Source organism: Streptomyces saintjeani (genome assembly GCF_055409605.1).
In genome coordinates, this window is sequence record NZ_CP189624.1 from 6,040,978 (window position 1) to 6,062,061 (window position 21,084).

Below are 21,084 nucleotides of genomic sequence, written 5' to 3' on the forward strand. Positions count from 1 at the left end.
GACCCCACGGATGAGCGCGCGGGGCACCTGCGACGATAGGGGGCGTGGCAGGTTCGAACGGCAAGCAGAAGTCGGCCCGGGACATGATCCTCTCCCTGGGGCTCATCGTGGCGGCGGCACTGGTCATCTACCTCTTCATCCCGCACGACGACGGGGAGCCCGACCTCAAGCGGGTCGACTACACGGTGGAGCTGGCGACGGCCCGCCGCGCGGCGTCGTACCCGATCTCCGCGCCCGTGGGGCTGCCGGAGACCTGGAAGGCGACGTCCGTACGGTTCGACGGCGCGGACTCCGACGCCTGGCACCTCGGCTTCCGCGCGCCCGACGGGCAGTACGTCCAGGTCGAGCAGTCCGCCTCGGCGAAGCGCGACCGGTTCGTGGACGACGCGAGCCAGGGCGCGACGGCGACGGACGTCACCGACGAGATCGCCGGCGCGAAGTGGACCCGCTGGACCGGCGGCCGGTACGACGCGCTCGTCCTGACCGGCGCCGACGGCTCCACCACGGTCGTCGCCGGCACGGCCTCCTTCGACCGCCTCGCGGAGATGGCGCGGGCGCTCAAAACGGCCTGAGACACGGCCTGGCACGCAGAAACCCCCCGGTGCTCCCGGGGGGTTCCGTCCTGCCGTACGGCGCTGATCAGACCGTCGTGACGACGTCCTCGTACGCCAGGCGCGGCGAGCGCGGGTACGAGGCGCCCTCGGCGGCGTGACCGATGTTGACCACCATCAGCGGGGTGTGGTCGTCGTCGAGGAACTCGCCCCGGACGCCCTCGAAGTCGACGCCGGTCATCGGGCCGGCCGCGAGGCCCGCCGCGCGCACGCCGATGATGAAGTACGCGGCCTGGAGGGCGGCGTTCACCTTCGCGGAGCCCTCACGGGCCGGGCGCTCGGCGAAGAAGAGGTCCTTGGCCTGCGGGAACGCCGGGAACAGGGTCGGCAGCTCCTCGTGGAACTCGTTGTCCGCGGAGAGGATCGCGACCAGCGGCGCGGCCTGCGTCTTGGCCTGGTTGCCCTCGGCCATGTGCTTCACCAGGCGCTCGCGGGCCTCCGCCGAGCGGACCAGGGTGATGCGCAGCGGCGTCTGGTTGAACGCCGTGGGTCCGAACTTGACCAGGTCGTAGATCGCCTGGACCTGCTCGTCGGTCACCGGCTCGTCCGTGAAGGCGTTCGCGGTGTGGGCCTCACGGAACAGCAGGTCCTGGGCGGTGGGGTCGAGAACGAGAGACATGCGTGGCTTTCCTTAGGTGCGCGTCCGGGTACGGGACGCCGTACCGGTTGACGGGTACGACCGTACGCCACAGAAGTTCAAGGTTCAACCAAATGCCGCGCAGCTCACTCCGCCTCCTCCTCGTCCCCCTCCGCCAGCGCCGCGTCCAGCCGCGCCCGCGCGCCCTCCAGCCAGCGGCGGCACACCTTCGCGAGCTCCTCGCCGCGCTCCCACAGCGCGAGGGACTCCTCCAGGCTCGTACCGCCCGCCTCCAGCCTGCGCACCACGTCGATCAGCTCGTCCCTCGCCTGCTCGTAGCCGAGGGTCTCCTGCTGGGTGTCGGTCATCCCTGTGCTCCCCGCTGCTCCTGTGTCACCCGTACCGCGAACTCGCCCTCGGCGACCCGCGCGCGCAGTGTCTCGTCCGCCGCCACCTCGTCCGGGTCGCGGACCACGTGGCCGTCCTGCCGCTGGAGGACCGCGTACCCCCGCTTCAGCGTCGCCGCGGGGGAGAGGGCCACCACGCGCGCGTGCGTGTGCGACAGCTCCGAGTCCGCGCGGTCCAGGACGTGGCCCAGCGTCCGGCGCGAGCGCTCCAGCAGCGATGCCACGTGGTCCTCCCGCTCGGCCACCATCCGGTGCGGATCCTGTATCGCCGGCCTCGCGAGCGCGTGCGCCAGCCCCCGCTCCTCCCGGTCCACGAACCCCTCCACACACCGCCGGGCCCTGCCGCGCAGCATCCGTACGCGCTCCAGCTCCTCCCCGACGTCCGGTACGACCTTCTTCGCCGCGTCCGTGGGGGTCGAGGCGCGCAGGTCCGCGACGTGGTCCAGCAGGGGGTTGTCCGGTTCGTGCCCGATCGCCGAGACGACCGGCGTACGGCACGCCGCGACCGTCCGTACGAGCTGCTCGTCCGAGAACGGCAACAGGTCCTCGACGCTGCCGCCGCCCCGGGCCACGACGATGACGTCCACGGCGTCCATCGCGTCCAGCTCCTTCACCGCCTGGACGACCTGGGTGACCGCGTGCACGCCCTGTACGGCGACGTTGCGCACCTCGAACCTCACGGCGGGCCATCGGTGCCGGGCGTTCTCCAGCACGTCCCGCTCCGCCGCCGACGCCCTCCCGCACACCAGCCCGATCAACTGCGGCAGGAACGGCAGCCGCTTCTTGCGCTCCGCCGCGAACAGCCCCTCACTCGCCAGCGCCTTCTTCAACTGCTCCAGCCGCACGAGCAGTTCCCCCACGCCGACGGGCCGGATCTCGGCGGCCCGCAGCGACAGCTGGCCCCGGGGCGCGTACCACTCCGGTTTGGCCAGGACGACGACCCTGGCGCCCTCGCCCACGACATCGGCGACGGCGTCGAACACCTGCCGGAAACAGGTCACCCCGACCGAGATGTCATGGGAAGCGTCCCTGAGCGTCAGGAAGACGACCCCGGCGCCGGGCCTCCTCGACAGCTGCGTGATCTGCCCCTCGACCCACACCGCCCCCAGCCGGTCGATCCAACTCCCGATGAGCCGCGACACCTCCCCGACCGGCAAGGGAGCTTCAGCGGACGTGTTGACAGCCATGTGCCCGAGAGTATCGGCCGGGACTGACAACGGGGGTGGGCCGTTCGGCTGAGGGGCTGTTGTGGCCGGGTGCGGGGCCGTGGGCCTTTCAGGCCGCTGTCAGCGCCGCCAGCGCGCGGTCCATCGCCGCGTTGAACTCTTCCGGCGCCAGCGGCAGCCGGGACTTGACGTCCCGGCTCCACTGGTCGGCGAGGACCTCGGCGGAGCCCGCCTCGACGCCGTCGAGCGCCGCGTCGGCCAGGTCGGACGGCGCGAGCTTGGCCACCGGCCAGCCCGCGGCCATGTCGGTGTCGGCCAGGCCGAGGTGCACGGCCGTCACGAGCGTGCCCTGCCCGGCGAGCTCCAGGCGGACGCCGTTGGTCATGGCCCAGGCGGCGGCCTTGGCGAGGTGGTAGGCGTTGGCGCCACTGCCCCCGAACCACGACATCGCGGAGAGGACGTTGACGATCGCGCCCCCGCCGTTCCCGGCGAGCGCCGGCGCGAACTCCCGGATCATCCCCAGGTGGCCGAACACGTTGGTCTCCAGCTCGTGCCGCACCGCGTCCAGCGAGCCGGTCACCAGGTCGGTACCCGTCTGTACGCCCGCGTTGTTGACGAGCAGCGAGACGTCCGGGGCGGCCTCGGCGGCGGCCCGCACGGACGCGGGGTCGGCGATGTCGAGGCGCAGCACCTCGACGCCGGGCAGGTCCACGGTCTCCGGCCGGCGGGCCGTCGCGTAGACCTTGCGGGCCCCGCGTTCGAGCAGGCGCTGCGTGAAGGCGCGGCCCAGGCCGCGGTTGGCTCCGGTGACCAGAGCGACTGAGTTCTCGATGTCCATGCCCGGTACGCTAGAACCTGACGCTGACGTCAGAGGCAAGCAGTGCTGGGGGAGAGGATCGCCATGACCGTCACAGAGCCCGGAGCCGAGCGGCTGATCCGCATCGGCGAAGTGGCACGGGGCGCCGGAGTCTCCGTACGCGCCGTGCGCTACTACGAGCAGCAGGGGTTGCTCGTCGCGCGGCGCAGCGCGTCGGGCCAGCGCCTCTACCGGCCGGACGCCGTCGCCCGGGTCCGCTTCTTCCAGCAGATGTACGCCGCCGGCCTGACCAGCCGCAGGATCACGGAACTCCTCCCGTGCTGGGACGCGGGCCACACCGACGCGGACCAGCGAGCGATGCTGCGCGCCGAACGCGACCGCATCCGGGCCAAGGCGGACGACCTGCTGGCCACGCTGGAGCGCCTGGACGAGGTCATCGCGGTCACGGACACGCATCCGTAGGGGGCCGGTTCGGACGTCGCACCGGCGAGTTACGGCTGGAGCCACCACGAGCCGCAACGCCGGGCACTCGCACCCGACGAACCACAGTCACCCCCACCCACCTCAGGGGCGCGGGGCTGTATCGATGTGCGGCTCCGCCGCGCGGGCGCGACAAGCCACGACGAACCCGCACCCGCCCACTCACCCCACCTCCGGCCCCCTTCAGCCCGCGCGCACGCGCTGAGCCATCAGCACCGCCACCCCCACCGCCAGCCACACCACCCCCACCACCAACGCCGTACCCGACGCCTCCACGATCACCGCGACCGTGATCGCCGCACCCAGCGCGGGAACCGCGACGTGCCGCCACCAGCTCACCGGCCCGCCCGCGCGGCGTACCGCGAACCAGCCGACCACGCTCGCGTGGAGCAGCGTGAACGCGGTCAGCGCGCCGACGTCGACGACCGAGACCAGATGGTCCATGCCGTCGTCGCGGCGGGCGGCCCAGACCGCGGCGACGAGGGTGATCAGCGCCGAGGTCAGCAGCGCGGGGCGGGGGACGCCCGAGGTGGTCCGGGACAGGGCCCGGGGGAGTCGGCCGTCGCGGGACATCGCGAAGAGGAGGCGCCCGGCGGCGGCCTGCCCCGCCAGCGCCGCGAACGCCGCGCCGATCGCCTTGCCGACGGCGACGAGGTCGTGCAGCCAGGTGCCGACGGACGCCTCCACGGCGTCGTAGAAGGCCGAACCCTGCCGGGAGGGGTCGGCGGACAGCCGGGCGGACGAGAGGGGCTCCAGGAGGGCCACAAGGTACGTCTGGGCGATGAACAGGACGCCCGCGAGGGCGAGGCAGAAGAGCAGGGCGCGGGCCACGCGCGCGGAGCCGCCCGTGACCTCCTCCGCGAAAGAGGCGACCGCGTCGAACCCCAGGTACGACAGGACCGCCACGGAGACCGCCCCGAGGACGGCGGACCACGCGAACCCGCCCTGCGTGCCGTCCCCGGTGAACGGCGACAGCCACCCCCGCTCGGCGCCGTCTCGCGCGAGGACGACGACCGCCGACACGACGAACACCAGCAGGACGGCGATCTCCATCGCGAGGACGAGGAACCCCACGCGCGCGGCGGCGCGTACGCCCCACAGGTTCAACAGGGTCGTGACGACGACGGCGAGGGCGGTCCACACCCACCGGGACACCTCGGGGACCAGGGAGTTCATCGCGATACCGGAGAAGAGGTAGGCGACGGCGGGGATCAGGACGTAGTCCAGCGAGGCCATCCACCCGGCGACGAACCCGGGCCCGTCACCGAGCCCCACGCGCGCGTACGCGTAGACGGACCCGGCCTGAGGGGCGACGCGCACCATCTGGGCGTAACTGAACGCGGTGAACGCCATGGCGACGGTGGCGACGGCGTACACGAGGGCGACGGCGCCGTGGGACTTCGCGTCGAGCGTGCCGTACACACCCACCGGCGCCATGGGCGCGATGAACAGCAGCCCGTAGACGACGAGGTCACGGAAGCCGAGGGTGCGCCGCAACGGCGCCGTATCGACGTCCTTGGGGGTGCCGGTCATCGAGAACCTCCGCTCCCGCGCGCGTAGCGTGCCGTCAGTCTCCCCGAGGAGAGGATCTCCGGCCCCTCGGGCGCACCCTTACGATGGGACGCATGACCGCTTCGCCGCGCCGCCGTGTCCTGCTCGCCGCCCCCCGTGGCTACTGCGCGGGTGTGGACCGCGCCGTGATCGCCGTCGAGAAGGCCCTGGAGCAGTACGGGGCCCCGATCTACGTCCGGCACGAGATCGTCCACAACAAGTACGTCGTCCAGACCCTGGAGAAGAAGGGCGCGATCTTCGTCGAGCGTACGGAGGAGGTGCCGGCGGGGAACATCGTGATGTTCTCGGCGCACGGCGTCGCCCCCGTCGTCCACGAGGAGGCCGCGCGCGGGCGCCTGGCCACGATCGACGCGACCTGCCCGCTCGTCACGAAGGTCCACAAGGAAGCCGTCCGGTTCGCGAACGACGACTACGACATCCTGCTGATCGGCCACGAGGGCCACGAGGAGGTCATCGGGACCTCCGGCGAGGCCCCGGAGCACATCCAGCTCGTGGACGGCCCGGGGGACGTCGAGAAGATCACCGTCCGCGACGAGTCGAAGATCGTCTGGCTCTCCCAGACGACGCTGTCCGTCGACGAGACGATGGAGACCGTCGACGCCCTCAAGGAGAAGTTCCCGCAGCTCATCTCCCCGCCGAGCGACGACATCTGCTACGCCACGCAGAACCGCCAGCTCGCGGTCAAGCAGATGGGCGCGGAGGCGGAGCTGGTGATCGTCGTCGGCTCCCGCAACTCGTCCAACTCCGTACGGCTGGTCGAGGTCGCCAAGCTCGCGGGCGCGCGCGAGGCGTACCTCGTGGACTTCGCGAGCGAGATCGACGAGGCGTGGCTCCAGGGCGTGACGACGGTCGGGGTCACCTCCGGCGCGTCCGTGCCCGAGGTCCTCGTCGAGGAGGTCCTGGAGTGGCTCTCCGTGCGCGGGTACGGCGATGTGGAGCTGGTCAAGGCCGCCGAGGAGTCGATCACGTTCTCGCTGCCGAAGGAGCTGCGCCGGGATCTGCGGGACGAGGCGGCGGCACTGGTGGCGGAGCGCGGCGGGAGCGGGCCGGAAGCGGCCTGAAGCCGTCTTGACGGCCTCGGCTGGGTGACTGTCAGTGGGCCGTCGTAACGTGGAGCCATGCAGATCTTCGGTGTGGACATCGGCGGTTCCGGGATCAAGGGCGCTCCTGTGGACCTGGACAGGGGCGACCTCGCGCAGGAGCGCCACAAAGTGCTCACCCCGCACCCGGCGACGCCGGACGCGGTGGCCGACGGCGTCAAGGAGGTCGTCGACCACTTCGGCTGGACGGGGCCCGTGGGGCTCACCTTCCCGGGCGTGGTGACCGGCGGATCCACGGTGCGTACGGCGGCCAACGTCGACAAGAGCTGGATAGACCTGGACGCGCGGGCGCTGTTCTCCGAGCGGCTCGGGGGGCTGCCGGTGACGGTCGTGAACGACGCGGACGCGGCGGGCGTCGCCGAGGTCAACTTCGGCGCCGGGCAAGGGCGCAAGGGGACGGTCATCCTCCTCACCTTCGGCACCGGCATAGGCAGCGCCCTCTTCGTCGACGGCGCGCTCGTGCCCAACACGGAGCTGGGCCACCTCGAACTGCACGGTCACGACGCGGAGACCCGCGCCTCCAGCAAGGCCAGGGAGGACGGCGAGCTGACGTGGGAGCACTGGGCCCACCGGGTGACCAAGTACCTGGCGCACGTGGAGATGCTCTTCTCGCCGGAGCTGTTCATCATCGGCGGCGGGGTGAGCCGCAAGGCCGAGAAGTTCCTGCCGCACGTCCAGGGGATCGCGGCGGAGATCGTGCCGGCGCAGTTGCAGAACAACGCGGGGATCGTGGGGGCGGCGATGCGCGCGGCGGGGTAGCGGGTCAGCGTCCGGGGGGCGCGGGGTGCCGGTCCGCCGGGCGGGGCCGGAACCGGCGTACGGCGACCACCACCAGCGCGGCCAGCGTCCCCCCGTACAGCCAGCCCGCCTGCGTCGCCAGCGCCGTCACCAGGCCCATCAGGGTGGCGCCCACGCCGTCGCCGTCGTCCGTGACGAAGACGATGCCGACGGCGAAGGCGATCGGCAGCACGACCGGGGCGGAGATCAGGTCGCCGCGGCGGGTCCAGAGGGCCGTCAGCAGGCAGACCGGCAGGTAGAGCACGGCGTACACGGTCGTGGAGTCGCCGACCAGGAGGCTGACGAGGAGGCCGAGGGCGGTCATCAGGGTGGCACTGAAGAGGCCGCTGCCGAGGCCGGTGAGGCGGGGGGTGGCGCGCGGGGGGCGTGGCGCGGCGGTCCGGCCGGCTTGGAGGGAGCGGTTGCGGCGGGGGGTGCTGCGGCTCTGGGCGGGGGATGTGCGGCGGGGGGCGGCGAGTGGGGGGCTGCTGCGTACGGGGCCGGGGTCGCCGTTGCGGTTGGGCCGTACGGGAGTTGAGGCACGGGGAGTCGAGGCGGCGTTCCCGTCGGTGCGTACGCCCCCTGCGGTGCCCTTCGTGCCGGGTGGCCGTTCCCGCTTCGCTGGGCGGGGGACGTCTCCCCGGGGGCCGAGGAGGCTCAGCGCGTCGACGGTCGCCTCGGTGAACTCGTTCGCGCCGGTGCCGTTCGGGCGGGACCTGCCGTTGCCTGCCATGCCGGGCACCTCCACGCGGTCTCGCACCGGGCTTGTCGTACGCGCGGCCCTCCCCCTGCCGGGGAGCCGCCGTCACCCACGGATGGGTCGGTGCACTCGTCCACGTTAGGTCGGTTTATGTGGAGAATCCGGTGCGGGACACGCCGTCGGACCGGGCCTGTGCATGCGTTCGAGACGGACGGCGGGGCGGGGACGCGTACCGCTTAGACTGGGGGATCGGCCGGGTTTCCGGGCCGCGCCGGGGTCACCGGCCGAGTCCCCACCGCCCCGGCTCCTGGCCCTCCACTCACGGGAAGTCGCAACGTGTCGCTCACGATCGGAATCGTCGGTCTGCCGAATGTCGGCAAGTCGACCATGTTCAACGCCCTGACCAAGAACGACGTGCTGGCGGCCAACTACCCGTTCGCCACGATCGAGCCGAACGTCGGCGTCGTGGGCGTCCCGGACCCGCGCCTCGGCAAGCTCGCGGAGATCTTCGGCTCCCAGAAGATCCTCCCGGCGACCGTCGACTTCGTCGACATCGCGGGCATCGTGAAGGGCGCCTCGGAGGGTGAGGGGCTGGGCAACAAGTTCCTCGCGAACATCCGCGAGTCCGACGCGATCTGCCAGGTCATCCGCGCCTTCCAGGACGAGAACGTCGTACACGTCGACGGCAAGGTCTCGCCGAAGGACGACATCGAGACGATCAACACCGAGCTGATCCTCGCCGACCTCCAGACGATCGAGAAGGTCCTGCCGCGCCTCCAGCGGGAGTCGCGCATCAAGAAGGACATCGGGCCGAAGGTCGCGGCGGTCGAGGCGGCGAAGGAGATCCTGGAGAAGGGCGACACCCTGTTCTCCGCGGGCATCGTCCAGGGCTCCGGCAACGAGGAACTCCTCCACGACCTGCACCTCCTCACCACCAAGCCCTTCCTCTACGTCTTCAACGTCGACGAGGACGAGCTGACCGACGAGGACTTCAAGAACGAGCAGCGCGCCCTGGTCGCCCCCGCCGAGGCGATCTTCCTCAACGCCAAGCTGGAGGCGGACCTCGCCGAGCTCGACGAGGAGGAGGCGATGGAGCTCCTGGAGTCGGTCGGCGTCGAGGAGCCCGGCATGGCGACCCTGGCCCGCGTCGGTTTCGACACCCTGGGCCTCCAGACCTACCTCACCGCAGGCCCCAAGGAATCCCGAGCCTGGACCATCAAGAAGGGCGCCACCGCCCCCGAGGCGGCCGGCGTCATCCACACCGACTTCCAGAAGGGCTTCATCAAGGCGGAGGTCATCTCCTTCGCGGACCTGGTGGAGACGGGGTCGGTGGCGGAGGCGCGCGCGAAGGGGAAGGCGCGGATGGAGGGCAAGGAGTACGTGATGCAGGACGGGGACGTGGTGGAGTTCCGCTTCAACGTGTAGGGCCTGACTCAGCACTTCAGCGGCGGTCGGACGGACCCCCTTCGCCGGGCGGTTAGCGACAGGCGGAGGGGGCAGCATTTCCGGCGAGCGGACGAAGCGGTAGCGACGTCCACCGGGGGGTGTGAGTGAACACGTTCGAGGTTGCCGCGGTGACCGTGATCGCCGTGCTGCCGGGTGCTCTCTACCTCTTCGCGGTGGAACGTGAGACGGCCGTCGTCCGGGCCGGGCTGGCGGACCGCGCGATGCGGGTGGCGGCGATCGCGGCCCTGTTCCATGTGGCGTTCGCTCCGCTCACCGCGTGGGCGTATCCGCGTGTCTGGGAGTCGGGGCGGCTGACGCGGCCTCCGGTGCCGTGGGCCTGGTGGTGGCTGCCGCTCCCGTACGTCGTCGTGCCGCTGTTGGCGGGGGCCGCCGTCGGCAGTGCGTTCCGCAGGGGGCGCCGCTGGGCGCGGACCATCAACGGGCACACACCCGAGCCGCTGGCCTGGGACGCCCTGTTCGGCCATGACTCCGCGCTGTGGCTCCGCATCAGGCTGCGGGACACCGACGGCGGCACCAACGGCTGGATCCTGGGGGTCTTCGCCCGTGATGCGCGCGGCCGGCTCGACTCCCGCGCCTCGGCGTATCCGCAGCCGCGTGACCTCTACCTCTGCGACACCGCGGCGGCCCTGCCGGACGGTAGCTTCCGGCGTGGAGCCGACGGGCGACCGGTACTGCGCAACATCGGCCTTCTGATCTCCTGGGAGGAGATCACCTATATCGAGGTGATGTGGGGATGACCACGGATCAGCCCGAAGCGCACGAACAACCGGACAAGGCGCTGGCCGAACCGGAACAGACGACAACGCCGGACGACGATGTCGATCCGACCGAGACGCTGGGAGGCGGCGCCGGCCGCTCGCACGGGCGCTCGATGCTCACCCCGGACCAGATGCGTCCGCCTCCACAAGAGGCCATGGAGGGACCTCCGGCGCCGGTCCCGCCCGGAGAGGGGGGTACCACGACGGACCCTGGCACCGATGACTGACGGTTACCGGTTGCCGGCGCTTCACGTCAGGCACCGGTGTACGCGAAGGTGGCCCAGGCGAACGGATTGACCAGCAGACCCCGCCGCAGGACGCCGGCCTGCGCACGGGCGAGTGCCACCGAGGGATGGGCGCCGCCGAGCCAGCACTGGTAGAACTCCGTCATGAGCGGCGCCGTGAAGTCGTCGAAGCACATCCACTGCGTGGCGACGATCCCGCGCAGACCGGCCTGGACGAGCGCGGCCGGCAGTCCCACCACCTCGTCGGGCAGGGCGTCGCCGGTCACGGCGGTGCCGCAGGCGGAGAGCACCGCGAACGCGGCACGCACCCCACGTGCGGCCAAGAGGTCGCGTACCTCCAGTCGGGCGTCACCACCGAGATGGAGGCCACTGCCGAGCGGATTGCCGCCGTCCACGTCGCCATGTCCGGTGAAGTGCAGGACGTCGGTGGTTCGCAGCGCATCGAGCAGACACGCCCTGGAGACCTGCTCGGGTTCGATCTCCGTCAGCGTGACACCGGTGGGACGAGCGGACCTCACGCCGCTCAACTCCGCCACCACGTCCAGGGGAGGGTCGCTCCCGTCATGAGCCGGCGCCGGGTGCACCAGGGTGAGCCGGGTGATCGCCGGCCGGCCGCGCGCGGCGCTGCGCAGGGCCGCGGCGTGGGGGGCGTAGGAGAGCGCGGTCCTCTCCAGGAGGAACCACCACTCGTCGACCTGTTTCGAGGCACAGGTGCCGGCCGCGTGGAGCGGCAGCATCCCCAGCAGCCCTCCCGGCAGAAGGACGGCCCGTTCACAGGCACCGAGCACCTCGGCGACCGGCCGCATCACCTTCTCCCAGAGGTCGTTGACCACGTCTCTGGTCAACTGCCCGCGCGTCCTGCCGTACTTCGGGGACTTCTGTAGGTCCTGGAGGACTTCGGCTTCCCGCAGCCTGTCGCGCAGTCTCTGTACGACGCCCACGGTGAGCGCCGGCAGATCCACCGGTACGGGACCGGTCCTTCGGCACTCCTCGCCGGTCACCACGAGAGCCGCGCCGCCGTCCCCGGTCACGGTGAGATACACCAGGGGAGCGTCCGCGGCGAGTGTGACGATCTCCTGCCAGTCGGGAGAAGCCACGTCGCCGGACCTGTCCTGGCCGCGCGCTCGCACCAGGGCCAGCTGCCGCCGGCATGCGGCCATTCTCGCGGCTCCCTTCCACTCCGTACCGGCCGCGAGTTCCTGCCGCCGAAGCTCGTCCAGCTCACGCGTGAGGTTCTCGACGGCCCGTGCCGTCCTGGCGTCGTCCCCGACGGCCGGAGCGGGACCCGCGCGCTGGCCGAGTCCCTCGGCCAGCAGAACACCACGGGCTCCCTCCAGAGCGAGCACGGCCTCGATCCTGTCCTCGGCGGCGGACGAATTCGCCAGTTCCCTCGCGCACATCGGGAGAGCGTCGGCGGCCAGCGCCAGGGCCGACTCCTTGTCCGCACGGGTGATCTGGGTGTGCGTGAGCGCGGGGAGCACACGGAACGCGGCGGCATAGGCCCGGGCAGCCTCCTGCCGGCGGCCGTCCCGTAGCGCCCACCCGGCCTGCTGGGTCGCCGCGTCCCAGGCCGTACGCAGATTGCCGCGCGCGCCGGTCAGATAGGACTGCTCGAACGCGTCCCGGGCGAGTGGCCTGTACCGTTCGTCCCCGGTGCTGTCCGCGAGGAGCATCCGTGTCGTGGCCAGACTCAACTGCGCTGCCGCGATCACCGACTCCTCGGTGAGATCCGGCGCACGGAGAAGCTCCAGCAGCACCTCTTCCGCCCGGCGCAGATCACTGACCGGTGCTCCGGGTCCGCTGAGGGCTTGGGCGAGGAAGATCCGGGTACCGAGCCACGTCAAGCGCGCTCCCGTCGTGTCACCCGGTGGGGCGTAGGGGATCAGGTCCAACTCGGCGACAGCGGCACGCATGTCGGAGCCTGAGTCCGGGCCGGCCGGAAGGTCGGCGTACTTCAAGGACACGAGCCATGCCTTGACGGCCTGAAGCTGCTGTCCCGCCACGTGGAGTCGCGGATCCGAGCCGCCCCGGCGAGACGGCAACCGGGCGACTCCTCGCTCGACGGCGCGGAATGCCTCCTCCAGGTCGGCCCTGACCCGGTCCGGACGCACCGGAGGATCGGGGTGCACCAGGAATTCACGGTTCAGGTGGTAGCGAGCTCCCAGCGCCCCGGCCAGGCCGCAGTCGGCCAAGTGGATCTCGGCGGCGAACGCCGACCGTTCGGTTTCGTCGGCCGCTTCCCATACCTCCAGGCAGGTACGCCATGAGGAGATCGCCGCGTCGAGGCACTGCCGGTCGCCCATGTGGGCCTGGCTGAAGCGGACCGTGGCCAGGTAGACCAGGCTGTACATCCGACGGGCCGGTCCGGACGGCCGGTCCAGGTGTCCGCCTGCGAACATCACCCGTCTCGCGTCGTCGATGACGCCGGTCCCGAGCATCGACTCCGGCAGTGTCCGCAACCGCTGACGCAGTTCGTGCGCCTCGACCCTCGACGTCTCCTCGCCGGGTTCCTCCAACTCGTCGTGCGTCTGTACCGCGTCGGCGCAGTCCTGCCGCGTCCACCGGGGAATGCGCAGCAGCGCCCTCGCCCTGAGAACCGCGTACTCCTCAGTCACCGTGTCGGCCTGACAGCGGCGTCGGCGTGGACAGTGCTCATCGCTCGGTGTAGACGCGGACCTGTTGCGGACGCACGATGCGCTCGTCCATCCGGTAGCCGTGCCGCACGACTTCGGCGACCTCCCCGCTCTGCTCCGGGGAGAGCGGGGCGAGCGTCCCCACGGCCTCCTGCTTCTCGGGATCGAACGGGCTGCGGGTGACGGGGACGCGGGTCATGCCGTACTTCTCCAGGAGGGCCAGCAACTCCGCGGCGACGGAGCCGGCGAGGGCGTCGTCCTGCGCGGCCTGCCGCTCGATCCGGTCGACGAGGAGGACGAGGTCGTAGAGCAGCGGCTGTACGACTCGGCCTTCGGCGGCCCTGTGCGCGTGGTCGAGCTCTGTCAGCAGCCCGTCGAGGCTCCGGTGGACCTCCCGGTCGTTGAGCAGCCGACGGCGGAACTGGTCACCGAGTGCGGCCAGTTCCTCCCGCATACCGTCGACGGCATCGGCCACGACGGCGAACGGGTCGGACTCGGCCGCCGGGCCGGGCGGCGGCTCGGTCGGTTCCACGAGCCGGGGGACGGGCGGCTCCTCCGGCCGGGGCACGTGCGGTGGGGTGGTCATGGAACTCTCCTGGTCCGTGGCCTCAGGTGCGGGGGCAGGTCGTTGTAGGCGTGCCGCCAACGCGGCTTGATGCCCATCGCGGCCGGCAGCCCGAAGAATCCGGCAAGGGGCAGCAGGCCGAACGCCGACGGCAGGAGCACGATCATGAGCACGAGGCAGACGGCCATGACCGCGGCCATGCTCTTGTGCCAGCCCCAGGTCTTGGCGAGTGCCTTGCCCGCGTCCGCCCGGTAGGCGTTCAGGCGGATGAAGAGCCCGGCGTCCGAGATGCTGACGGCCAGCGCCTGGTCCACGCAGTGCGTGACCGTCGAGGCGCTGGTCTCCGAGGCGATGACGTACCGCCTCCTCACCGGGTGCCAGACCATGGCGCCCTCGGCGCGCAGCGACCAGATCCGGCCGATCTGGTCGCGGACGGCCACGTCACCGGGCTGTCTCGTCAGGGCCTGCTCGTAGCTGCTCAGCGCCTCGTCGTAACGCCCGGCCTGGTAGAGGCAGTTGGCGGCGGTGACCCGTGATCCGACGTCGCCGGGCGCGAGCCGGGCCGCCGCCAGATGCCAGTCGGCGGCGGCGGAGAGGTTGCCGAGCTGTTCGTGCACCTGGGCGATCAGGGTGTGGGTGAGTGCGTCGCGGGGGTACAGCGCCAGGGCCCGCTGGAACTCCTGCAACGCGTCTTTCAGCAGACCTTGGCCGGCATGGACGGCACCGAGCAGTCGCCAGGCGTCGCCGTTGCCGTCGTCGTGGTGCACGGCTTCCCGCAGCTCGTACAGCGCGCCCTCGTTGTTGCCCTGGCTGATCAGGCTGCGGGCGTGTGCCACCCAGTCCCGGCCGCCCAGGGTGGGTTGTGGCGGTGGCGGTGGCGGTGGTGTGGGTGTCGGCTTCGGTGCCCGCGCCTGGTCCAGTCTGCGGTGGTAGGCGTTGCGCCGGGTGCGGTCGAGCAGTTCCTCCCGCGCCTGGGAGATCAGCTCCACCTTGACCTCGGCCTCTCGCCGCTTCCTGGCGTCGGGGGTCCGGCTCGCTCGGCGCAACCAGGTGCGGCCGGCCTCGTCGAGCAGCTCGGAGACCCTGTCCGCGGTCGCGGACCGGTCGATGCCGAACTCCGCGTAGTAGTCGGGAACGTCGTCGGTCGTCATCGCTGCCGTCGGGACCTAGAGAGTCGGGATGCGAGCGACGCGGTCACCCAGCTCGGCCAGCTCGGCCGGGTCCAGGTTGTCGGGACGTTCGAGCTCGAACTCGCCGAGCCAGGTGCCTGTCGTGGCGTCCTTCACCTCGACGTGGATGACGCCGTCGACGTCGTAGGAGTAGAACACCTCGAACGGCGCACCCTTCGGGTAGCGCGGGATGTCGATGGTGCCCTCCCCGACCGTTTTCACGTACTCCAGATCCTCCCCCTCCCCCTCCGTCACCCGGACCCTGAGCCGGCTCTGCTGGTCGATGAGGGTGCAGAAGGTTTTGCTTCGCTTGGTCGGCACGGGTGTGTTGTGCAGGATGATCTCCTCGTTGTACTCAAGGGAGTGGTCGTTCTCGCGGGTCGTGATCATGCCGAGAGACTGCGAGGTGACGTCCCTGATGGACTTCACCTTCCCCTTGGTGAGGCGGGCCAGGCCGTCGCCGGGAGCGGAGTCGACGCTCGCCCCGCTGCCGACGTACTTCCGCTTCTCCTGCGCCTCCTCGGCACGCACCGCGACGTCCAGCGCGACCAGCGCGGCGCCGAGCGCGACCACCTCGTCCTGGGCGATGCCGCGCTCCGGGTCTCTGCCGGAGAGCCGCCGCATCAGCTCCGGCACCATGGGCATCCGGGTGGAGCCGCCGACCAGCAGCAGCCGGTCGATGTCGGCCCAGCCGAGCCTCGCCTCCGACAGCACACCTTCGGTGATGACGCGGGTGCGGTCGAGGAGTTCGGCGGTGATCTCCTCGAACTTCTCGCGGGTCACCCGGATCTGCTCGTGGCGGCCACCGGCGGAGAGCACCACGACGGCCTGGGGTGCGGTGGAGAGGGTCCGCTTGGCGATCTCCGCCTTGTCGCGCAGTTCGGCCTGTAGAGAGCTGTCGTCGTCGAGGTCCGGACCGCCCGAGGCCATGAACGCGTCGTTGAGGTGGTTCATCAGCACGCTGTCCCAGTTGAAGCCGCCGAGGTCGCGGTTTCCGTCGGTGCCGATCACCGTGTAGTCGCCGTCCTCGACCCGCATGACGGTGACGTCGAAGGTGCCGCCGCCCAGGTCGTAGACGAGCACGGTGCCGATCGCCGCGGGACCCTCGCCGTCGTCCTGGCCGTCCAGGGAGGACTGGTCGAGGCCGTAGGCGAGCGCAGCCGCTGTGGGCTCGTTGACGATACGCAACACCTCGAACCCGGCGAGCCGTCCGGCGTCCTGCGTCGCCTTGCGCCGGACGTCGTCGAAGTACGCGGGTACGGTGATGACCGCCTGCTCGACCGGCTCGCCGAGCGTCATCTCGGCGTCCTCCTTGAGGCGCTTGAGCAGCAGAGCGGAGATTTCCTCAGGGCGGTACGGCGTACCGGAATCCGAGTGGTAGACGGGGTTGGCCTCTCCCATGTAGCGCTTGACGAACTGCACCACGTGGTCGGGAGCCGTGGCCGCGGACCGCTTCGCCTGGGAGCCGACGATGACGGTGTCGCCCTGGAACATCACCACGGACGGGGTGATGTTCTCGCCCTCCCGGTTGCGGACGATGGACGGCCTTCCCGACCGGTCGGCGACCGCCATGGCGCAGTACGTGGTCCCGAGGTCGATCCCCACCACACGCGTCACCGCGCATTCCCCCTTATGTGCGCAGAACTGCTGACAGTCCCGATTATGCTCATTCCGGGGCTGGTTGACTGCCTTTCGACGAGAGTGCTTCAACGCTTCGGCCCGGCCCGCGCTTCGGTCGGGCCCGTTTTCCGGTTCCCGGCCGTGCGTGGACCAGCGGTTGGGCGGACCGTAGCGACGGAGGGGGTGGCCGGGCGGGAGAGGAAGGCCCGCGCGCGGGAGGCGGTCGCCGGGATACGGGCGCTCACCGAGGAGGCCGCGTCCGTCGTCGTCCTGTGCGAACCCCGGACCGCGCCGGCCCTCGAACGCCAGGCGGTGGCCCGTGCGCACCGCATGGGCCAGGTCAGGCCGGTCCGGGTGCACCGGCTGCTCGCCACCGGGGGAGTTGACGAATGCCTGCTTCAACTCCTCGCGCACAAGGCCCGGTTGTTCGACGCCTACGCCCGGCGCAGCGCCGTGGCCGAGGCCACCCCCCCGCCGACGCGGGTGACTCGCCCCGCGCGCCGATGTCACCCCTTCCGGACCGACACCCCCGTGAGCTGCGCCCCCGCCGCCGACGGCCCGCTGTCCAGCACCAGGCGCAGGATCCGCGACACGTCCTCCGTGGAACCCCCGCACCCCTGCTCGTCCGCCTCGGGATGGTACGCGCGCTGCCGTGCGCAGGTCTCCGAGCCGGCGATCAGGTGTGCGGCGAGGGCCGCGAGCGTCGACGGGTCGGCGCCCGGCGGGAGTTCGGCGGCGCAGACCGAGGCGAGGCGGTCGCGCAGGGCCGGCTGCCAGGCGGAGTACCAGTTCGGCGGCGTCCACAGCAGCTCGCGGGTGAGGCGGGCGGCGGCCCGTACCGTGGGGTCGCGGTCCAGCAGCCCGGTGAGCGCGAGAGTGAAGGACGCGAGCCAGTCCATGGACGACGCCGGGTGCGCGGGCAGCCCCGTGAGGGCGGCCCGCGTCGTGCTGACCCCCAGCTCGCCGACCGTCCTCGCCAGGTCCTCCTTGGACGCGAAGTGGAAGGTGAGCGCACCGAGCGAGGCGTCCGCGGCCTGCGCGACCCGGGTGAGGGAGGCGCCCTCGTAGCCGTCCCGGTCGAAGACCTCGGCCGCCGCGGCCACCAGAGTCCGCCGCGTCCGAACGGCCCTCTGCTGCCTCATGCCGCCCCTCCCTGAACACGCACCGCCAACAGGACAAACAGCCAGTAAAACAAAAACCTCACTAACCTTAGGCAGCTGTTCCGACGCGGTGTCAGGTTCGGGGAGCTGTCCCGAAAACAAAAAAGCCATTATTCTTTCGTGCGGTCGAGATCTGGAATCCGGCCGAGACTTGTGGCGAATCGCTTGGGGGCAGCGTGGACATCAAGGTACTCGGAACGTTCTCGGTCAAAGTGGACGGCATGCCCGTCCTCCCGGCCGCCCGGCTGACCCGCCAGACGCTGGCGCTCCTCGCCGCCTACCCCGGCCAACTCGTGCCCACCGCGGTGCTCGCCGAGGAGGTCGCCCCCCAAGAGCCGCCCGGCACCGGCAGGTTGGTCGTCCAGACAGCCGTACGGGAGCTGCGCGAGCGGTTCGCGGAGGCGCTGCGCGGCGGCCGGCGCGGCGAGGACCTGCTCTCCGAACTCCCGGGCGGATACCGGCTGGAGACCGGCGCGGGCACCCTCGACACCTGGGACTTCGACCGGTACGCGGGCGCCGGCTACCGCGCGATGGAGGCGGGCGACGCGGAGAGCGCGGCCCGCAGACTGCGCCAGGCCCTCGCCCTGTGGTCCGGCGAGGCGTTCAGCGGCGTGGAGGCGGGCCCACGGCTCCGGTTGAGGATCGACGACCTGGAACGCTCCCGCAGGCGCGCCGTCGACCAGTGGATCGAGGCCGAGCTGCGCGCGGGCCGCGACCGCCAGCTCATCACCGAACTCGTCGCCGTCATCGCCCGGTTGAGGCTGCGCGAGCCGCTCTACGAACGCCTCCTGGAGAAGCTCCACCCGGGCAACACCTCCCAGACCGCTCTCACCGCGTACTGGCAACTCCGCCGCGAACACCCGGCCTCGACGGCCGCGGGGGCGTGACGAAGAAAGACGCGACGAAGAAAGACCGGCATGTCCGGATAAAGAAATGCGGCACACAAATAGACCGGGCAGCGGTGGGCCGCCACGGATTTCGGCCGAGCCGCCGCCCGGAGAGCCGCTTTCACGCCACGGGGATTCCGTCCCTCGTCCACCCCGCCGCGCCACCGGCCGCGCCTCACTCTACGGACGCCGCACCCCCCGGCAAGAAACGCGCGGGAACAATGTCAAGTCCTCGACCTGATGGACTCCGCCGCACCTGACGTACTGCTCACAGGCCCGTTGGCCGGGGCTCGGCAGCGGCCCAAGAATCCTGGCGAGCCGTCACCCGCATCCCGCGCCGCGCCCCGCGCCGCCGGTTTCCTCCGAGCGCGCCACGGCTCGCCCCGCACCGCAGGCCGTGACCCCTCAGCTCTACGGAGACCCCAGTGGACAACACCCTGCTCGACATCCGGCTGAAACCCGCGCGGCAGCAGCCGGCATGGGACGACCTGGAGCAACTGGAGCGCGTACGCGACGAGTTGGTCCGGCGTCCCGCACTGGTCGCGGGAGCGGACGTACGGGCCCTGCGCGCCGCCCTCGCCGAGGTCGCCGCCGGGAACGCCCTGGTCGTCCAGGCCGGCGACTGCGCCGAGGACCCCGACGAGTGCACGGTCTCCCACGTCGCCCGCAAGGCCGCCGTCCTCGACCTCCTCGCGGGCGCCGTCAAGATGATCGCGCACCGTCCCGTCGTCCGCATCGGGCGCATCGCCGGGCAGTTCGCCAAGCCCCGCTCCAACGACACCGAGACCGTGGACGGCGTCGAACTCCCCGTGTTCCGGGGGCACATGGTCAACTCGCCCGAGTTCGACAAGGACGGCCGGCGGCCCGATCCGCTGCGGCTGCTCACCGGGTACATGGCCGCCGCCGAGATCATGGAGCACCTCGGGCGGCGCGGCGGCATCGAACCGCCCGTGTGGACCAGCCACGAGGCGCTCCTCCTCGACTACGAGATCCCCATGCTGCGCCGCGACCGCGAAGGACGGCTGCTGCTCGCCTCCACCCACATGCCGTGGATCGGCGAACGCACCCGGCAGGTCGACGGCGCGCACGTCGCGCTGCTCGCCGAGGTCGTCAACCCCGTCGGCTGCAAGGTCGGACCCAGGACGACGGGCGACGAACTCCTCGCGCTCTGCGAGAAGCTGGACCCCGAGCGCGAACCCGGACGGCTCACGCTGATCGCCCGCATGGGCGCCGACGCGGTCGCGGGCAGGCTGCCCGAGCTGGTCGCCGCCGTACGCTCCGCCGGGCATCCCGTGAGCTGGCTCACCGACCCCATGCACGGCAACACCGTCACCACCGCCGACGGCGTCAAGACGCGGCACACCGAGACCGTCCAGCGGGAGATCGTCGCGTTCCAGGAGGCCGTGCGCTCCGCCGGGGGCGTCGCGGGCGGGCTCCACCTGGAGACCACCCCGGACGACGTCGTCGAGTGCGTCACCGACTCCGGTTGCGCGACCGGGCGTTACACCTCCCACTGCGACCCCCGGCTCAACCCCGGCCAAGCGGTGGCGGTCGCCTCCGCGTGGCACCCTGCGAAGTGAGGAACTCCATGGACGGCATGGCGAACAGGACCGCGCTCGTGACGGGTGCGGCGGGCGGTATCGGTACGGCGATCGTCCACGCGCTCGCGTCCGCCGGGGCGCGGGTCGCCGCGGTCGACCGGGACGTGCGGGAACTGCTTGAGGTCACCACCAAGCTCTCCACCGGAGGGCTCGACATCGCGCCGCTGCCCGCCGACATCACCGACGAGGACGCGGTACGGCGTGTCGTCGACGAGACCGAACAGCGGCTCGGCGGCATCGACTTCCTCGTCAACGCGGCCGGGATACTGCGGCTCGGCACTGTTCGGGGGTTCCGTACGCAGGACTGGGCCGACACCTTCGCCGTCAACGCGACCGGGGTGTTCCACATGACCCGGGCCGTCGTCGACCGGATGATTCCCCGGCGGAGCGGGGCGATCGTCACCGTCGCGTCCAACGCCGCGCGTACGCCGCGCGGTGAGATGGCCGCGTATGCCGCGTCCAAGGCCGCCGCCGCGCAGTTCACCAAGTCGCTCGGGGTGGAGGTGGCTCGGTACGGGATCCGGTGCAATGTCGTGGCGCCGGGGTCCACCGATACGCCGATGCTCAGTTCTATGTGGGCCGATGAGAGTGGGCGGCAGAAGACGATCGACGGGTCGCCGGAGGCGTTCAAGCTGGGGATTCCGCTGGGGAAGATCGCTCGGCCTGAGGATGTGGCGGCTGCGGTGTGCTTCCTGCTGTCGGACGAGGCTTCGCACATCACGCTGCATGACCTGACGGTCGACGGAGGGGCGACGTTGGGGGCTTAGGCCGT

General features: G+C 71.3%; 21 protein-coding genes. 10 read left to right on the top strand and 11 right to left on the bottom strand.

Annotated elements, in window-relative coordinates; all coding sequences use genetic code 11:
- Positions 1 to 44 precede the first annotated feature (44 nt).
- Positions 45 to 572 (top strand): DUF4245 domain-containing protein, encoded by a 528-nt coding sequence (locus ACQCO7_RS27685; RefSeq protein WP_464074350.1) that lies wholly within the window; start codon positions 45 to 47, stop codon positions 570 to 572.
- Positions 573 to 639: 67 nt separating this feature from the next.
- On the opposite strand, the gene ACQCO7_RS27690 is transcribed toward ACQCO7_RS27685, so the two are convergent.
- The 4 genes from ACQCO7_RS27690 to ACQCO7_RS27705 form a co-directional block, all read right to left on the bottom strand.
- On the bottom strand, positions 640 to 1,230 hold the full coding sequence (locus ACQCO7_RS27690; protein ID WP_464074351.1) for a malonic semialdehyde reductase: 591 nt from the start codon (positions 1,228 to 1,230) through the stop codon (positions 640 to 642).
- A 104-nt stretch (positions 1,231 to 1,334) separates the two neighbouring features.
- Entirely contained in the window at positions 1,335 to 1,556 is a 222-nt protein-coding gene (locus tag ACQCO7_RS27695; RefSeq protein WP_010352771.1) for an exodeoxyribonuclease VII small subunit, read from the bottom strand.
- Positions 1,553 to 2,782 (bottom strand): exodeoxyribonuclease VII large subunit, encoded by a 1,230-nt coding sequence (gene xseA, locus ACQCO7_RS27700; RefSeq protein ID WP_464074352.1) that lies wholly within the window; start codon positions 2,780 to 2,782, stop codon positions 1,553 to 1,555. The genes ACQCO7_RS27695 and xseA overlap by 4 nt, the downstream gene beginning before the upstream one ends.
- 88 nt (positions 2,783 to 2,870) lie before the next feature.
- Complete coding sequence (locus ACQCO7_RS27705) at positions 2,871 to 3,599, bottom strand: SDR family oxidoreductase (protein ID WP_464074353.1); 729 nt, start codon at positions 3,597 to 3,599, stop codon at positions 2,871 to 2,873.
- A 63-nt stretch (positions 3,600 to 3,662) separates the two neighbouring features.
- Here ACQCO7_RS27705 and ACQCO7_RS27710 point away from each other — a divergent pair, with 63 nt between their 5' ends.
- Entirely contained in the window at positions 3,663 to 4,040 is a 378-nt protein-coding gene (locus ACQCO7_RS27710) for a MerR family transcriptional regulator (RefSeq protein WP_464074354.1), read from the top strand.
- 201 nt (positions 4,041 to 4,241) lie between these two features.
- On the opposite strand, the gene ACQCO7_RS27715 is transcribed toward ACQCO7_RS27710, so the two are convergent.
- Complete coding sequence (locus tag ACQCO7_RS27715; RefSeq protein WP_464074355.1) at positions 4,242 to 5,591, bottom strand: APC family permease; 1,350 nt, start codon at positions 5,589 to 5,591, stop codon at positions 4,242 to 4,244.
- An 83-nt stretch (positions 5,592 to 5,674) separates the two neighbouring features.
- Here ACQCO7_RS27715 and ACQCO7_RS27720 point away from each other — a divergent pair, with 83 nt between their 5' ends.
- Positions 5,675 to 6,691 (top strand): 4-hydroxy-3-methylbut-2-enyl diphosphate reductase, encoded by a 1,017-nt coding sequence (locus ACQCO7_RS27720; protein ID WP_464074356.1) that lies wholly within the window; start codon positions 5,675 to 5,677, stop codon positions 6,689 to 6,691.
- Between the two features lie 57 nt (positions 6,692 to 6,748).
- Entirely contained in the window at positions 6,749 to 7,489 is a 741-nt protein-coding gene (gene ppgK / locus ACQCO7_RS27725) for a polyphosphate--glucose phosphotransferase (RefSeq protein WP_464074357.1), read from the top strand.
- Positions 7,490 to 7,493: 4 nt separating this feature from the next.
- Here ppgK and ACQCO7_RS27730 read toward each other — a convergent pair whose 3' ends face one another.
- Complete coding sequence (locus ACQCO7_RS27730) at positions 7,494 to 8,240, bottom strand: DUF6542 domain-containing protein (RefSeq protein WP_464074358.1); 747 nt, start codon at positions 8,238 to 8,240, stop codon at positions 7,494 to 7,496.
- A gap of 303 nt (positions 8,241 to 8,543) precedes the next feature.
- Here ACQCO7_RS27730 and ychF point away from each other — a divergent pair, with 303 nt between their 5' ends.
- The 3 genes from ychF (at position 8,544) to ACQCO7_RS27745 (ending at position 10,659) form a co-directional block, all read left to right on the top strand.
- Positions 8,544 to 9,632 carry a redox-regulated ATPase YchF gene (gene ychF, locus ACQCO7_RS27735; RefSeq protein ID WP_464074359.1) on the top strand — a complete coding sequence of 363 codons (1,089 nt, stop codon included), beginning with the start codon at positions 8,544 to 8,546 and terminating at the stop codon, positions 9,630 to 9,632.
- 125 nt (positions 9,633 to 9,757) lie between these two features.
- Positions 9,758 to 10,411, top strand: coding sequence for a DUF6338 family protein (locus tag ACQCO7_RS27740; RefSeq protein WP_464074360.1), 654 nt, complete (start codon positions 9,758 to 9,760; stop codon positions 10,409 to 10,411).
- Positions 10,408 to 10,659, top strand: coding sequence for a hypothetical protein (locus ACQCO7_RS27745; protein WP_464074361.1), 252 nt, complete (start codon positions 10,408 to 10,410; stop codon positions 10,657 to 10,659). The genes ACQCO7_RS27740 and ACQCO7_RS27745 overlap by 4 nt, the downstream gene beginning before the upstream one ends.
- Positions 10,660 to 10,685: 26 nt before the next feature.
- On the opposite strand, the gene ACQCO7_RS27750 is transcribed toward ACQCO7_RS27745, so the two are convergent.
- The 5 genes from ACQCO7_RS27750 to ACQCO7_RS27770 all read right to left on the bottom strand — a co-directional run bounded on the left by ACQCO7_RS27750 (position 10,686) and on the right by ACQCO7_RS27770 (position 17,806).
- The gene (locus ACQCO7_RS27750) at positions 10,686 to 13,292 is read right to left on the bottom strand and encodes a CHAT domain-containing protein (protein WP_464074362.1); all 2,607 of its coding nucleotides are present in this window, start codon (positions 13,290 to 13,292) and stop codon (positions 10,686 to 10,688) included.
- Between the two features lie 37 nt (positions 13,293 to 13,329).
- Entirely contained in the window at positions 13,330 to 13,896 is a 567-nt protein-coding gene (locus ACQCO7_RS27755) for a nucleotide exchange factor GrpE (protein ID WP_464074363.1), read from the bottom strand.
- Positions 13,893 to 15,026 carry a tetratricopeptide repeat protein gene (locus ACQCO7_RS27760; protein WP_464074364.1) on the bottom strand — a complete coding sequence of 378 codons (1,134 nt, stop codon included), beginning with the start codon at positions 15,024 to 15,026 and terminating at the stop codon, positions 13,893 to 13,895. Before ACQCO7_RS27760 ends, ACQCO7_RS27755 begins: the two co-directional genes overlap by 4 nt.
- A 15-nt stretch (positions 15,027 to 15,041) precedes the next feature.
- Positions 15,042 to 16,661, bottom strand: a complete 1,620-nt coding sequence (locus ACQCO7_RS27765) for an Hsp70 family protein (protein ID WP_464074365.1) — start codon at positions 16,659 to 16,661, stop codon at positions 15,042 to 15,044.
- Between the two features lie 509 nt (positions 16,662 to 17,170).
- Positions 17,171 to 17,806, bottom strand: coding sequence for a TetR family transcriptional regulator (locus ACQCO7_RS27770; protein ID WP_464074366.1), 636 nt, complete (start codon positions 17,804 to 17,806; stop codon positions 17,171 to 17,173).
- A gap of 239 nt (positions 17,807 to 18,045) precedes the next feature.
- Between ACQCO7_RS27770 and ACQCO7_RS27775 the strand changes: the two genes are divergently transcribed.
- From ACQCO7_RS27775 to ACQCO7_RS27785, 3 genes are all read left to right on the top strand, one after another.
- Positions 18,046 to 18,711, top strand: coding sequence for an AfsR/SARP family transcriptional regulator (locus tag ACQCO7_RS27775; protein WP_464074367.1), 666 nt, complete (start codon positions 18,046 to 18,048; stop codon positions 18,709 to 18,711).
- A 425-nt stretch (positions 18,712 to 19,136) separates the two neighbouring features.
- Positions 19,137 to 20,291, top strand: a complete 1,155-nt coding sequence (locus tag ACQCO7_RS27780; protein WP_464074368.1) for a 3-deoxy-7-phosphoheptulonate synthase — start codon at positions 19,137 to 19,139, stop codon at positions 20,289 to 20,291.
- Positions 20,292 to 20,308: 17 nt separating this feature from the next.
- Complete coding sequence (locus ACQCO7_RS27785) at positions 20,309 to 21,079, top strand: 2,3-dihydro-2,3-dihydroxybenzoate dehydrogenase (protein WP_464074369.1); 771 nt, start codon at positions 20,309 to 20,311, stop codon at positions 21,077 to 21,079.
- Positions 21,080 to 21,084 lie beyond the last annotated feature (5 nt).

Bases quoted from the DNA above. Each gene is read 5' to 3' on its own strand.
- ACQCO7_RS27720 (WP_464074356.1), top strand. From the start codon at position 5,675: ATGGGACGCATGACCGCTTCGCCGCGCCGCCGTGTCCTGCTCGCCGCC.
- ACQCO7_RS27745 (WP_464074361.1), top strand. From the start codon at position 10,408: ATGACCACGGATCAGCCCGAAGCGCACGAACAACCGGACAAGGCGCTG.
- ACQCO7_RS27755 (WP_464074363.1), bottom strand. From the start codon at position 13,896: ATGACCACCCCACCGCACGTGCCCCGGCCGGAGGAGCCGCCCGTCCCC.
- ACQCO7_RS27695 (WP_010352771.1), bottom strand. From the start codon at position 1,556: ATGACCGACACCCAGCAGGAGACCCTCGGCTACGAGCAGGCGAGGGAC.
- xseA (WP_464074352.1), bottom strand. From the start codon at position 2,782: ATGGCTGTCAACACGTCCGCTGAAGCTCCCTTGCCGGTCGGGGAGGTG.
- ACQCO7_RS27760 (WP_464074364.1), bottom strand. From the start codon at position 15,026: ATGACGACCGACGACGTTCCCGACTACTACGCGGAGTTCGGCATCGAC.
- ACQCO7_RS27690 (WP_464074351.1), bottom strand. From the start codon at position 1,230: ATGTCTCTCGTTCTCGACCCCACCGCCCAGGACCTGCTGTTCCGTGAG.
- ACQCO7_RS27785 (WP_464074369.1), top strand. From the start codon at position 20,309: ATGGCGAACAGGACCGCGCTCGTGACGGGTGCGGCGGGCGGTATCGGT.
- ACQCO7_RS27715 (WP_464074355.1), bottom strand. From the start codon at position 5,591: ATGACCGGCACCCCCAAGGACGTCGATACGGCGCCGTTGCGGCGCACC.
- ppgK (WP_464074357.1), top strand. From the start codon at position 6,749: ATGCAGATCTTCGGTGTGGACATCGGCGGTTCCGGGATCAAGGGCGCT.
- ACQCO7_RS27710 (WP_464074354.1), top strand. From the start codon at position 3,663: ATGACCGTCACAGAGCCCGGAGCCGAGCGGCTGATCCGCATCGGCGAA.
- ACQCO7_RS27705 (WP_464074353.1), bottom strand. From the start codon at position 3,599: ATGGACATCGAGAACTCAGTCGCTCTGGTCACCGGAGCCAACCGCGGC.
- ACQCO7_RS27730 (WP_464074358.1), bottom strand. From the start codon at position 8,240: ATGGCAGGCAACGGCAGGTCCCGCCCGAACGGCACCGGCGCGAACGAG.
- ACQCO7_RS27775 (WP_464074367.1), top strand. From the start codon at position 18,046: ATGCCCGTCCTCCCGGCCGCCCGGCTGACCCGCCAGACGCTGGCGCTC.
- ACQCO7_RS27770 (WP_464074366.1), bottom strand. From the start codon at position 17,806: ATGAGGCAGCAGAGGGCCGTTCGGACGCGGCGGACTCTGGTGGCCGCG.